We start from the raw sequence: 13,397 nt of genomic DNA, 5'->3' as shown, positions 1-13,397 counted from the left end.
CACGAACCGATGCCCGCGCTCACTTCCCAGCTCGACCCCCGTTCGCAGGATTTCCTCGACAACGTCCGCTATCACCGCGCCCTCGTCGACGAGCTCGACACGCGCCTGGCACGGGCCGCGGACGGTGGCGGCGAGAAGGCGCGCAACAAGCACACCGAGCGCGGCAAGCTGCTGGCACGCGATCGCATCACCGCGCTGCTCGACCCGGGATCGCCGTTCCTCGAAATCGCACCGCTGGCCGCCGAGGGTATGTACGACGACGCGGCACCGGCTGCCGGCATGGTCTGCGGCATTGGCCGGGTGATGGATCAGGAAGTGGTGATCGTCGCCAACGACGCCACCGTCAAGGGTGGCACCTACTTCCCGATGACGGTGAAGAAGCACCTGCGCGCGCAGGAAATCGCGCGCGAGAACAACCTGCCCTGCGTCTACCTCGTCGACTCCGGTGGCGCCTTCCTGCCGCTGCAGGACGAAGTGTTCCCGGATCGCGAGCACTTCGGCCGGATCTTCTACAACCAGGCGCGGTTGTCGGCCGAGAACATCCCGCAGGTGGCGGTGGTCATGGGCTCGTGCACGGCCGGCGGTGCGTACGTGCCGGCGATGTGCGACGAGAGCGTCATCGTCAAGGAACAGGGCACGATCTTCCTCGGCGGTCCGCCGCTGGTGAAGGCGGCCACCGGCGAAGTCGTCGACGCCGAAACCCTGGGTGGCGCCGACGTGCATACCAGCATCTCCGGCGTCGCCGACCACTTCGCGCAGGACGACCGCCACGCGCTGCAGATCGCGCGCGACATCGTGGCCTCGTTCAACCGCCGCAAGACGTTGCCGGTGACCGTGCAGTCCACGCGCGAGCCGCTGTACGCGGCCGACGAGCTGTACGGCATCGTGCCCAAGGACACGCGGCGCCCGTTCGACATCCGCGAAGTCATCGCGCGCGTGGTGGACGGCAGCGACTTCCAGGAATTCAAGGCCCGCTACGGCAAGACCCTGGTGACCGGCTTCGCGCACCTGCACGGCTACCCGGTTGGCATCGTCGCCAACAACGGCATTCTGTTTGCCGAGAGCGCGCTCAAGGGCGCGCATTTCATCGAGCTGTGCAACCAGCGCGGCATCCCGCTGGTGTTCCTGCAGAACATCACCGGCTTCATGGTCGGCAAGAAGTACGAACAGGCAGGCATCGCCAAGGACGGCGCCAAGATGGTGACCGCGGTGGCGTGTTCGCACGTGCCCAAGTTCACGGTGGTGATCGGCGGCAGTTTCGGCGCCGGCAACTACGCGATGTGCGGACGCGCGTACGGCGCGCGCTTCCTGTGGATGTGGCCCAACGCGCGCATCAGCGTGATGGGCGGCGAGCAGGCCGCCAGCGTGCTGGCCACCGTGAAGCGCGATGGCATCGAGGCGCGTGGTGGTGTGTGGACGCCCGACGAGGAAGAAACCTTCAAGACCCCCATCCGCGACCAGTACGAGTCGCAGGGCAACCCGTACTACGCCACCGCGCGGCTGTGGGACGACGGCATCATCGACCCGGCAGACACGCGCCGCGTGCTGGGCCTGGGCCTTTCGGCCAGCCTCAACGCCCCCATCGAGGCGCGCACGCGATTCGGCGTGTTCCGGATGTAATCGCTCCGGATGTGATCCGGATCCATGGCGGCGGTCACGCAGCTCGGGCCGCCTTGGCCCCGTTCAGATCGGTCGACGGCATCTGACCCGAACCGGCAATCCATCGCCAGCGCCTGTCCGGCGAGCCGACGGATGCGTTCGCGGGGCCTGCCCGCGCGAAGTCATCTGATCGTGAATTGCAGACGTGCCACGCGCCACGCTAGCGAGATTTCGGCCCGCAACTGTTGCAGCCGCCACAGCCATCATCGCCGGACAGCAGACTCGGTGGCGCGATCCGGCGACCGAGCCGACGCAACCAATCGGCCCGGCCCTCGCGCAACAGCGGCAGTGCGCAGGCGATCCGCAGCCGGCGGGTGGCGCCCGGGAACTGGCGCTTGAAGACGAACGCCACGCTGGCCAGCACCGCCAACGCGATCACGGCGTACTGCGCGAGCAGGCCGGCGTCCACGGTCAGCCGGCACCCAGCGCGACCGCGACCTGGTAGGTCACGAACGAGGCGAGATACGACAGGCCGAACAGATACCCGGTGCTGATCGCCACCTGCTTCCACGAGCGGGTCTCGCGGCGGATCGTCGCCAGCGTGGAGATGCACTGCGGCGCATAGATGAACCACACCAGCAGCGACAACGCCGTGGCCAGCGACCAGCCGTCGCTGATCAGCGGGGTCAGCGCCTGGCTGGCGGCTTCGTCGTCGGCGGCCGACAACGCGTACACCGTGGCCAGCGACGACACCACCACCTCGCGCGCGGCCAGCCCCGGGATCAGCGCGATGCAGATCTGCCAGTTGAAACCCAGCGGCGCGAAGACGGTCGTCATCGCATGGCCGATGCGGCCGGCGAAGCTGTAGTCGATGGCCGGTCCGGTTGCGCCCTCCGGCGCACCGGGGAACGACAGCAGGAACCACAGCAGCACAGTCAGCGCGAGGATGATGCCGCCCACCCGGCGCAGGAAGATCCACGCGCGCTCCCACAGGCCGTGCAGCAGGTCGCGCGGGTGCGGAACACGGTACGACGGCAATTCCATCAGCAACGGGTGCTCGCCCTTGTCGCGACGCCACTTCTTCATGACCCACGACACCGCCAGCGCGCTCAGCACACCGGCGGCGTACAGGGCGAACAGCACCAGCCCCTGCTGGTTCAACACGCCCAGCACCTGCTTCTGCGGAATGAACGCACCGATCAGCAACGCGTACACCGGCAGGCGCGCCGAGCACGTCATCAGCGGCGCGACCATGATCGTGGCGAGGCGATCGCGCGGATCCTGGATCGAGCGCGTGGCCATGATTCCCGGCACCGCGCAGGCAAAGCTGGACAGCAGCGGGATGAACGAGCGACCGGAAAGCCCGGCGCCGGCCATCATGCGGTCCAGCAGGAACGCAGCGCGCGGCAGGTAGCCGGACTCCTCCAGGGCGAGGATGAATGCAAACAGGATCAGGATCTGCGGCAGGAAGACGATTACGCCGCCCAGTCCGGCGATCACGCCATCGACCAGCAGGCTGTTGAGTGGTCCTTCCGGCAGCGCCCCTCCCACCCAGCCACCGAACGCGCCGGTCCCGGCATCGATGAGGTCCATCAACGGCGTGGCCCAGGCGTACACCGCCTGGAAGATCAGGAACATCACAACGGCCAGCACAACCAGTCCCAGCACCGGGTGCAGCAGCCAGCGATCGAGCGTGTCGTCGATCACCGCGGTGCGGCGCGGCATGGTCACCGCCAGCGACAGCAGGCGGCGGGTCTCGGCGTGCAACGCCTGCTCGGGCGTCATGCCTTCGGGCTGCTCGGCCGCCAGGCGCGGGCGTGGGGGATGCGGCGCTTCGACGAGTGCGTCGAGTCGGGTCAGCAGTTCGTCGGCGCCGTGCCGGCGCACGGCCACCGTGGGCACGACGGGGACGCCGAGCTCGCGTTCGAGCACCGCCAAGTCGACTTCGATGCCACGGCGACGCGCGGCATCCATCATGTTGACCGCCACCACCATCGGCCGGTCGAGCTCGCGCAGTTCCAGCAGGAACCGCAGGTGCAGGCGCAGGTTGGTCGCGTCGACCACGCATACCAGCACGTCGGGAACCGGTTCGCCGGGGTAGAAGCCGCGGCACAGGTCACGGGTCACGGCCTCGTCGAGGCTGGCGGCATGGAGGCTGTAGGCACCGGGCAGGTCGAGCACGGCGCAGTGGCGCCCGGACGGCGTGTTGAAGCGGCCCTCCTTGCGCTCGACGGTGACGCCGGCGTAGTTGGCAACCTTCTGGCGGCTGCCGGTCAGCAGGTTGAACAACGCGGTCTTGCCGCAGTTCGGGCTGCCGACCAGGGCCAGGCGGGCGACGGCGGTGGCGGCGCTCATGCCGGCTCCACCGTGGTCGCGGCCGTCGAAGGCCGCGCGGATGCCGACGCGCACGAACCCGTCGATTCTGCCGCGACGGCGACAGCCACGACGATACGCGCCGCCTCGCTGCGACGGAGCGCGAATCGCGTGAAGCCGACCTGCACCAGCAGCGGCTCGGCGCCGAATGGCCCGGCCGCCACCACTTCGACCTGTTCACCGTCGACGAAGCCGAGCTCGCGCAGGCGCCGCGCGATCGGGTCGTTCGGGCTCTGGTCCTCGACCAGGCCGACCGTGGCCAGGGTGCGGCGCGGCAATTCCGACAGCTTCAAGGGCAAATCCGGCAAATGGGAATAGTTCTCATCCTACCATCCGCAGGCCCGCCCCTGCTTGGCCCGGGACCACCCGCCCGGGCCATCCGCAACCCGGCAACGGAGCCCACCGGCTATCATCGCCGCATGCCCGGCATGGACTGCATTCGATGAGCAACCCGCTGTTGAACCTGCGCGAAGGCCCGGTGGCACGGCTTCGCATGAACCGTCCGGACCTGCACAACGCCTTCGACCCGATGCTGATCGCGGCGCTGACCGGTGCGCTGGAAGGGCTGGGGCGGGACGATTCGGTACGTGTGGTCGTGCTGGAAGGCGAAGGCGCTTCGTTCTCGGCCGGTGCCGACCTCAACTGGATGCGCGGCATGGCCGCCGCAAGCGAAGCGCAGAACCTGGCCGACTCGCTCGCCCTCGCCCGCCTGATGCGCACGCTGGACGAGTTGCCCAAGCCCACCATCGCCCGCGTCCACGGCGCAGCGTTCGGTGGCGGCGTCGGCCTGGTGGCCTGCTGCGACATCGCCATCGGCGCGCACGAGGCCAAGTTCGGCCTGACCGAAAGCAAACTCGGCCTGCTGCCGGCGGTGATCTCGCCGTATGTGATCGAAGCGATCGGCGCCCGCCAGGCCCGCCGCTGGTTCGCCACCGCGGAGATCTTCGACGCCGCCGAGGCCTGCCGGATCGGCCTGCTGCATCACGTCAGCAACGCCACGGCGCTGGACAATGCCGTTCAGCGCCAGATCGAACTGCTGCTCAAGGCCGGGCCGTTCGCCGCCTCGCACGCCAAATCGCTGGTGCGCCGCGTCACCGCGCAGACCGACCGCGACCGCCTCGATGCCGACAACGCGGCGCTGATCGCCTCGCTGCGCGTCTCGACGGAGGGTCAGGAAGGCCTGGGCGCGTTCCTCGACAAGCGCAAGCCGCACTGGTGCGAGTGACCGCAGCCACCGCTCCCACCACCATGGCCCGCCCCCGACTGCCCCTGATCTGAAGGATTGCCCGGATGCTCGACCACCTCGGTTTCAAGGTTTCCGACTACCCCGCCAGCAAGGCGTTCTACCTGGCAGCACTGGCACCGTTGGGCCACGGCCTGGTGATGGAAGTGACGCCGGAGATGACCGGCACCGACAGCTGGCACTGCGGGCTGGGCTCCAACCACAAGCCCGCGTTCTGGATCGGCACCGCCGACGACGCCGGCCAGGTCACCCGCAGCGGCCTGCACATCGCCCTGGTGGCGCGCAGCCGCGCCGAGGTCGATGCCTTCCATGCCGCGGCGATTGCCGCCGGTGCGCGCGACAACGGCGCCCCCGGGCTTCGCCCGATCTACCACCCCAACTACTACGGCGCGTTCGTGATCGACCCCAACGGTCACAACCTCGAAGCGGTCTGCCACTTCCCGGAATAGCCGCAAGCCCGCAGACAGATCACCGTCCCCGGGCGGCAGTCACCTTCGCCAGCGAGATCGACAGACCCGTATGTTCGACAAGATCCTGATTGCCAACCGCGGCGAGATCGCCTGCCGTGTCATCCGCACCGCGCGCAGGCTCGGCATCCGCACCGTCGCGGTGTATTCCCAGGCCGACGCCGACGCCCAGCACGTGCGCCAGGCCGACGAGGCGTACTGCATCGGCGGCCCGCGACCGCAGGAGTCGTACCTGCGCGGCGACGCGATCATCGAGGTGGCGCGCAACTGCGGTGCGCAGGCCATCCACCCGGGCTACGGCTTCCTGTCCGAGAACGCCGACTTCGCCGATGCCGTGGCGGCGGCGGGCCTGGCATTCATCGGCCCGTCGGGAACCTCGATGCGCAAGATGGGCAGCAAGGCCGGCGCCAAGGAGCTCATGCAGGCCGCCAACGTTCCGGTGGTGCCGGGCTACACCGGCGCCGACCAGGACCCCACCCACCTGCACGCCCAGGCCGATGCCATTGGCTACCCGCTGATGATCAAGGCCGCGCACGGCGGCGGCGGCAAGGGCATGCGCATCGTGCGCGATTCGGATGAGTTCCTGGCCAACCTCGAGAGCTGCCAGCGCGAGGCACGCAACGCGTTCGGCCGCGATCGCGTGCTGCTCGAACGCTACGTCGAACGTCCCCGCCACATCGAAATCCAGGTGTTTGGCGACACCCACGGCAACGCCATCCACCTCAACGAGCGCGAATGCTCGGCGCAGCGCCGTTACCAGAAGGTGCTGGAGGAATCGCCGTCGGTGTTCCTGACGCCCGAGCTTCGCCAGGCGATGGGCGAAGCGGCGGTGATGGCCGCACGCGCGATCGACTACGTCAACGCCGGCACCGTAGAGTTCATCGTCGGCCAGGATGGCCGGTTCTATTTCATGGAGATCAACACGCGGCTGCAGGTCGAGCATCCCGTGACCGAACTGGTCACCGGCCAGGACCTCGTCGAATGGCAGCTGCGCGTTGCCGCCGGACAGCCCCTGCCGCTGACGCAGGCGCAGATCGTGCAGCGCGGCCACGCCATCGAGGTGCGCCTGTACGCCGAGGACCCGGAAGCGGGCTTCCTGCCGGGTTCGGGCAAACTCGAACGCCTGCGCCTGCCGGCCACCGACGCGCACGTGCGCATCGACTCGGGCGTGGTCGAGGGCGACACCGTCACGATCTTCTACGACCCGATGATCGCCAAGCTCATCGTGTTCGACGCCGACCGTCCCAAGGCGCTCGCGCGGCTGCGCGATGCGCTGGCGCAATGCGACATCGCCGGGCCGAAGTCCAACATCGAATTTCTCGAACACCTCGCCCGGCACCCGGCAGTGGTCGCCGGCACCATCGACACCGGCTACCTCGACCGGCACCTGGACGAGTTCATGCCGCAGGCCCACGCCACCGACAGCGACCTGCTGCTGGCCGCCAGCGTCGCCCAGCTCATCGCCCAGGAGCGCACCACCGCGGCACGCGCCACGGCCTCCAGCGACCCGGGCTCACCGTGGGCGATCGCCGACGGCTGGCGCCTCGGCCACGGCGGTCGTCGCAGCCTGGCATTCCTCGGGCGCGCCGGTCGCGTCGAGGTCCATGCCCACGGCAGCGGCGGCGACTACCGGATCGAGCACGACGGACAGCGCCACGAGATTCTCGGCGCGCGCCTCGAAGGCGCCGGCCTGAGCCTTCGCATCGACGGCCGCGCGCGCCGCTTCGACGTGCTGGCCGATGACACGGCCATCGGCGCGGCCACGGCCGAGCCCCGCGTGGTGGTGCACGACGGCGCACGCCGGCTGCGCCTGGAGCCGGTGGCGATGTATCGTCACGAACAGGCCGCCACCGCCGGCACCGGCGACAAGGTGGTGGCGCCGATGCCGGGGCGGGTCGTGGTGGTCCGCGCGGCCGTTGGCGACGGCGTGGAGTCCGGCCAGGAGGTCATGGTGATCGAGGCGATGAAGATGGAGTTGAGCCTGAAGGCGCCGCGCGCGGGCACGGTCACGGAAATCCGCGCCGCCGCCGGTGACTTCGTCGAGGCCGACGCCGCTCTGCTGCTGCTGGCATCGGAGGGCTGAGATGTCGACACCTCCCGCCGTGCGCATCGTCGAGGTTGGTCCGCGCGACGGCCTGCAGAACGAGAAGACCCAGGTCGCCACCGCCGACAAGGTCGAGCTGATCGACCGGCTGTCTGCGACGGGCCTGCGCAGCATCGAGGCCACCAGTTTTGTCAGCCCCAAGTGGGTGCCGCAGTTGGCCGACGCGGCCGAGGTGTTCACCGCGATCACGCGCCGGCCCGGCGTCGGCTACCCGGTGCTGGTGCCGAACGAACAGGGCTATGAGCGCGCCCGCGCGGTCGGCGTCGAGGAGATCGCCGTGTTCGCCGCGGCGTCCGAGGCGTTCAACCGCACCAACATCAATGCCTCGATCGACGAGTCGCTGGCCCGCTTCGCGCCGGTGATGGCGCGTGCGCGCGCCGACGGCGTCAAGGTCCGCGGCTACGTCTCCACCGTGCTCGGCTGCCCCTACCAGGGCGAGGTGCCGCTGGACGACGTAGTGCGTGTCGCCCGCGCCCTGCACGAGATGGGCTGCTACGAGGTGTCGCTGGGCGACACCATCGGCGTGGGCACGCCGCACAAGGCACGCGCGATGCTGCGCGCGGTGGCGGCGCAGGTACCGATGCCCGCACTTGCCGTGCACTTCCACGACACCTACGGACAGGCCTTGTCGAACATCCTCGCCTGCCTCGAGGAAGGCGTCGCGGTGGTCGACTCGGCGGTGGCGGGGGTGGGTGGTTGCCCGTACGCGCGAGGCGCCAGCGGCAACGTCGCCAGCGAGGACGTGGTCTACATGCTGCACGGATTGGGCATCGACACCGGCATCGACCTGCCGCTACTGGCGCAGACCGGCCGATGGCTCGCCGAGCGGCTTGGCCGGGACACCGGAAGCAAGGTCGGCAAGGCGCTCGCCCAGCCATGAACGACAAGGCGCCATCGGCCTGGCTCTCGACCCCACCGGACCCGGTGGACGTCGAAGCCACGCTGGTGGCGCTGCAGCTGGCCTGCAACGACGACGCCCTGCCCGAGGCCACCCGCGAACTGCTGCAACGCGCTGCCGATGCGCTGCGAACGTCCAGCCTGGATGCCGAATCCGCGCACCGGCGCTACCACGCGCTGTTCGACGCGGTGCCCGACCCGGTCAGCATCATCGACTGGGACGGCACGGTGCTGGATCTCAACAAGGCCGGCATGGCCGCGTACAAGCGCTCGCGCGAGGAGATCGTGGGCCGCCCGATCCACGTGCTGAATCCGGACCTCCCGCGCGACCACCTCAATCCCGTCTGGGAAAGCCTGGACCGCGGCGATACCTACGTCATCGAAGTCACCAACATGCGCAGCGACGGCTCGCGCTTCCCCGTCGAGGTGCACTCGGCCGGCTTCGCGCACGAGGGCCGCAAGTGCATCGTCGCCGTCGCGCGCGACCTCAGCGGACGCCGCACGGCCGAGCTGCGCTACCGCGAGCTGATCGAGTCGATCGACAAGGGCATCGTCGTGCAGGACGCCCAGGGCCACGTCGTCCACGCCAACGTCGCCGCGATGCGCATGCTCGGCGTGGGCGAAGGCCAGCAACTCTCCGACGCACTGCGCCCGGACCGCTGGCTGGTGCTCGACGAATTCGGCCGCGAGCTTCCGCCCGACCGCCTGCCGCACCAGCTCGCGCTCAACACCGGCAAGATCACCGGTAGCACCGTGCTGGGCCTCTACCACCGCGATCGCCGCGAGTTGAGCTGGCTGTCGGTGACGTCGGTGCCGCAGTTCCCGGCCGGCGGCGATCATCCCGAGCAGGTCCTGTCGCTGTTCTCGGACGTGACCGAGCTCAAGCGCGACAGCAATCTTTTCGACCGTGCCCAGGCGCTGGCCCACATCGGCGGCTGGGACTGGGACGCGGGCCGCGAACGTCTGTACCTGACCGACGAGGCGCAGCGCATCCTCGGCCGCGTGCCAGCGCTGGAAACGCTGGAGGACATGCTGGCCTGCCTCAACGAACCGCACCGCAGCCGCCTTCGCCACGCGGTCGAGCTGACGATGGCCGGTGGCCGCCACCTCGACCTCGAACTGCAAGGCACCCATCCCGATGGCCGCGTGTTCTGGGTCCGCGTGATCGGCGAGGTGGAGGGTGGCGAATCGCTCAAGTCGCGCCTGACCGGCACGCTTCAGGACATCACCGAACGCAAGCGCGCGGAAGAATCGCTGCGCGTGCAGGCGCGCACCGATCCGCTGACCGGCCTTCTGAACCGGGACGCGGCGCTGTCGGAAATGGTCTCCCGGCTCGACGACCCCGAACGCGCCGCGCTGGCGGTGCTGTACATCGACCTGGACCGCTTCAAGGTCGTCAACGACGTGCTCGGCCACGCCGCCGGCGATCGCCTGCTGTGCTCGGCCGCGCGCCGCATCCAGCGTGCGGTCGGCGCAGAGGCCTCGATTGCGCGCTTCGGTGGCGATGAGTTCCTGGTGATCTGCGATACCTCCGACGACGCCACCCGGCCCGAGCGACTCGCCGACGCCATCCTTGAAACGTTCGGCGACAGCTTTCGCATGGACGGCGAGGAATTCAGCATCACCGCCAGCATCGGCATCGCCCAGGCACCCTTCGACGGCGTGCGTTCACAGCAGCTGATCCAGAGCGCCGACGTGGCGATGTACGACAGCAAGCGGCGTGGACGCAACGGCTGGCAGGCGTTCACGCCCGAACTGGCCGAGCAGCAACTGCAGCGCCTGCAGCTGGAAACCCACTTGCGCCGCGCCGTGCACAACGACGAGTTCCACCTGGTGTACCAGCCGCAGGTCGACCTGGGCAGCGGCGCGCTGGTGGCGGTCGAGGCCTTGATCCGCTGGCGCAATCAATCGCTGGGCGAGATGCGCCCGGACCGCTTCATCGACCACGCCGAATCCACCGGCGACATCGTCGGCATCGGCGGCTGGGTTTTGCAGGAGGCTTGCCTACAGATGCAACGCTGGCGCCAGGAGGGCCTGGACATTCCGCGCGTCGCGGTCAACGTGTCCTACCGGCAGTTCCTGGGCGAAGACCTCGCCAGCTGCGTCGCGGCGGCCTTGGCCGATGCGGGGTTGCCCGGCAGCGCGCTCGAGCTGGAGTTCACCGAACGCGTGCTGATCGAGGATGCGCCCGATACGCTGCGCACGTTCGCGGCACTGCGCGCGCTTGGCGTCACGTTGACCATCGACGATTTCGGTGAGGGCTACAGTGCGCTGAACTACCTGCGCCGGCTGCCGATCCATGGCCTCAAGCTCAGCCAGCTGTTCGTTCAGGGCGTGCCCGACAACCAGTCCGACGTGGCGGTGTGCCAGGCCGTCACCGGCATCGCCCGCAGCCTGGGCCTGAGCCTGATCGCCGAGGGCGTGGAGACCGAGGAGCAACGCCGGTTCCTGCTGCAACTCGAGGTCCCGGTCGGACAGGGCTTCCTGTTCGCGGCGGGCCTCAAGCCGGACGATCTGGCCTCATATTGCGCGCGCGTTGGCGTCCTGCGGGCAGAGCAACAGGCCTTCCCTTTCCACCGCGAAGGAGGTTCGACATCGACGCCAGCTGCCTGATCCGTCCGATCGAGCCGCGCGACGACGCCGCCATCGCGGCCATCATCCGCGCCGTGATGCCCGAGTTCGGCGCCGTGGGCGACGGATTTGCGATCAACGATCCAGAGGTCGACTGGATGCAGCGCGCCTACACCGCGCCGCGCAGCGCGTACTTCGTGGTGGAACGCGACGGCGTCGTGGTGGGCGGCGGCGGCCTGGCGCCGCTAGCCGGCGGCGACGGCGACACCTGCGAACTGCGCAAGATGTATTTCCTGCCGGAAGCGCGTGGCCTCGGTGCGGGCGCGGCGATCATCGACCGCTGCCTGCTGGCCGCCCGCGATTTCGCCTTCCGCCGCTGCTACCTCGAAACCCTGCGCGGCATGGACGCGGCCATCCGCCTCTACGAGCGCCGCGGCTTCACGCGACTGGCTGCACCGCTTGGCGACACCGGCCACGGTGGCTGCAACGCGTTCTACCTGCGCGATCTCGGCGGTCCACCGGCCTAGGCCCAGCCAAGCGGGGTCATCGGGCCGGCTGCCCGTCCGCGCCCACTGCGCGCCGCCCGACGGCCCGGTCACGCCAATCGCGCAGGCGGGTCCCGCCCCTGCGGCATCGACCGCCTCCGGAACCAAGTAAAATCCCGCCCTTTCCTCGGGCAGGGCTTCCCCATGCAACTCGACAACGTCCGCGCCGTCGTCACCGGCGGCGTTTCCGGCCTCGGCTTCGCCGTCGCCCAGCACCTGGTCAAGCACGGCGGCAAGGTCGCCCTGTTCGACGTCAACGACGACAAGGGCGCCGTCGCGGTCGCCGAACTGGGTGCGGACAACGCCCGCTACTTCAAGACCGACGTCAGCGACGAGGCCTCGGTGGCCGCCAACGTCGCCGAGGCGAAGGCGTTCCTGGGCGGGCTCAATGCGGCGATCAACTGCGCGGGCATCCTGGGTGCCGGGCGCGTGCTGGGCCGCGATGGCTCGATGAAGCTGTCGCAGTTCCAGACCACGGTGATGGTCAACCTGGTCGGCAGTTTCAATGTCGCCAAGGCCGCCGCCGAGCTGATGCAGCACAACGACGCAGGCGTCGACGGCGAGCGTGGCGTGATCGTCAACACCGCGTCGGTCGCGGCCTTCGAAGGCCAGGTCGGCCAGGCCGCGTACTCGGCCTCCAAGGGCGGCGTGGTCGGCATGACCCTGCCGATGGCGCGCGAACTGGCGCGCTTCGGCATCCGCGTCATGACCGTCGCGCCCGGCATCTTCTGGACCCCGATGGTCGACGGCATGCCCGACGACGTGCAGAAGTCGTTGTCCGCGTCGATCCCGTTCCCGTCGCGCCTGGGCCAGCCGGCCGAGTTCGCCGACCTGGTGGCGTACATCCTCGGCAACACCTACCTCAACGGCGAGACCATCCGCCTCGACGGCGCAACGCGCCTGGCGCCGAAGTAACCGGCGTCGGGACCGGCCGGCACGCACCGTCGTGACGGCCAGTCCGCGCTCTCAGCCCGCGCGTGCGACCCTCCCCCACCTTCCAACCCACATCATCCGGCCCCAGACATGAAAGCCTACGACGCCAAGAAAGGTAACGTTGTCGAACACAACAACACCGTCTATCAGATCCGCGACATCGAGCGCAGCTCGCCGCAGGGTCGTGGCGGCAACGTCAAGTTCCGTTTCACGATGTACTCGGTGCCCGGTGGCCTGAAGTACGACCTCAGCGTCGGTGCCGAGGACGAGCTCAAGGAAGTCGAACTGAGCCGCCGCCAGGCCACGTTCTCGTACAAGGACGGCGAGGCCTTCGTGTTCCTCGACGACGAGGACTACACCCCCTACACGCTCGATGCCGACGTGATCGGCGATGACGCCGGCTACATCGTCGCCGACCTCGCCGGTTGCTACGTGCAGATCATCGACGACCAGCCGGTGGCGCTGCAGCTGCCGCAGAGCGTGGTGCTGGAAGTCATCGAAACCCCGCCGGAACTCAAGGGCGGCACCGCGACCAAGCGACCGAAGCCGGCCAAGCTGTCGACCGGCATCGAGATCATGGTCCCGGAGTACATCGGCAACGGCGAGCGCGTGATCGTCAACACCACCACCGGCGAGTTCGCCGGTCGCGCCGACTGATTCGCGCC

Annotated in this window: 11 protein-coding genes and 1 pseudogene; 9 read left to right on the top strand and 3 right to left on the bottom strand. The window is 69.1% G+C overall.

Annotated features, from left to right (window positions below; all coding sequences use genetic code 11):
* Nucleotides 1-9 precede the first annotated feature (9 nt).
* Nucleotides 10-1,620, top strand: coding sequence for a carboxyl transferase domain-containing protein (locus tag EER27_RS03360; RefSeq protein WP_123086579.1), 1,611 nt, complete (start codon nucleotides 10-12; stop codon nucleotides 1,618-1,620).
* A gap of 199 nt (nucleotides 1,621-1,819) precedes the next feature.
* Here the strand turns inward: EER27_RS03360 and EER27_RS03355 are convergent, their stop codons facing one another.
* The 3 genes and pseudogenes from EER27_RS03355 to EER27_RS03345 form a co-directional block, all read right to left on the bottom strand.
* Nucleotides 1,820-2,068 (bottom strand): DUF6587 family protein, encoded by a 249-nt coding sequence (locus tag EER27_RS03355; protein ID WP_123086578.1) that lies wholly within the window; start codon nucleotides 2,066-2,068, stop codon nucleotides 1,820-1,822.
* A 2-nt stretch (nucleotides 2,069-2,070) separates the two neighbouring features.
* Nucleotides 2,071-3,954, bottom strand: a complete 1,884-nt coding sequence (feoB, locus tag EER27_RS03350; protein WP_123086687.1) for a ferrous iron transport protein B — start codon at nucleotides 3,952-3,954, stop codon at nucleotides 2,071-2,073.
* A gap of 65 nt (nucleotides 3,955-4,019) precedes the next feature.
* Nucleotides 4,020-4,265, bottom strand: a pseudogene (locus EER27_RS03345) (FeoA family protein); the annotation flags it as partial.
* A 149-nt stretch (nucleotides 4,266-4,414) separates the two neighbouring features.
* On the opposite strand from EER27_RS03345, the gene EER27_RS03340 reads away from it, so the two are divergent.
* The 8 genes from EER27_RS03340 to yeiP all read left to right on the top strand — a co-directional run bounded on the left by EER27_RS03340 (nucleotide 4,415) and on the right by yeiP (nucleotide 13,389).
* A complete protein-coding gene (locus tag EER27_RS03340; RefSeq protein ID WP_123086576.1) occupies nucleotides 4,415-5,197 on the top strand; it encodes an enoyl-CoA hydratase-related protein in 783 nt (260 codons plus the stop codon).
* 65 nt (nucleotides 5,198-5,262) lie between these two features.
* Nucleotides 5,263-5,664 carry a VOC family protein gene (locus tag EER27_RS03335; protein WP_123086575.1) on the top strand — a complete coding sequence of 134 codons (402 nt, stop codon included), beginning with the start codon at nucleotides 5,263-5,265 and terminating at the stop codon, nucleotides 5,662-5,664.
* Between the two features lie 70 nt (nucleotides 5,665-5,734).
* On the top strand, nucleotides 5,735-7,765 hold the full coding sequence (locus EER27_RS03330) for an acetyl/propionyl/methylcrotonyl-CoA carboxylase subunit alpha (protein ID WP_123086574.1): 2,031 nt from the start codon (nucleotides 5,735-5,737) through the stop codon (nucleotides 7,763-7,765).
* Between the two features lies 1 nt (nucleotide 7,766).
* Nucleotides 7,767-8,666: a hydroxymethylglutaryl-CoA lyase gene (locus EER27_RS03325; protein WP_123086573.1), complete on the top strand. Its 900-nt coding sequence runs from the start codon at nucleotides 7,767-7,769 to the stop codon at nucleotides 8,664-8,666.
* Complete coding sequence (locus EER27_RS03320; RefSeq protein ID WP_123086572.1) at nucleotides 8,663-11,296, top strand: sensor domain-containing protein; 2,634 nt, start codon at nucleotides 8,663-8,665, stop codon at nucleotides 11,294-11,296. Before EER27_RS03325 ends, EER27_RS03320 begins: the two co-directional genes overlap by 4 nt.
* Nucleotides 11,297-11,352: 56 nt before the next feature.
* Nucleotides 11,353-11,781, top strand: a complete 429-nt coding sequence (locus tag EER27_RS03315; RefSeq protein ID WP_123086571.1) for a GNAT family N-acetyltransferase — start codon at nucleotides 11,353-11,355, stop codon at nucleotides 11,779-11,781.
* A 162-nt stretch (nucleotides 11,782-11,943) separates the two neighbouring features.
* Complete coding sequence (locus tag EER27_RS03310; RefSeq protein ID WP_123086570.1) at nucleotides 11,944-12,714, top strand: SDR family NAD(P)-dependent oxidoreductase; 771 nt, start codon at nucleotides 11,944-11,946, stop codon at nucleotides 12,712-12,714.
* Between the two features lie 108 nt (nucleotides 12,715-12,822).
* Complete coding sequence (gene yeiP / locus EER27_RS03305; RefSeq protein WP_123086569.1) at nucleotides 12,823-13,389, top strand: elongation factor P-like protein YeiP; 567 nt, start codon at nucleotides 12,823-12,825, stop codon at nucleotides 13,387-13,389.
* The last annotated feature ends 8 nt before the right edge of the window (nucleotides 13,390-13,397 follow it).

It is taken from the genome of Montanilutibacter psychrotolerans (assembly GCF_003719825.1).
GTDB lineage: Bacteria > Pseudomonadota > Gammaproteobacteria > Xanthomonadales > Xanthomonadaceae > Montanilutibacter > Montanilutibacter psychrotolerans.
This window is presented reverse-complemented; position numbering and strand designations above follow the sequence as displayed.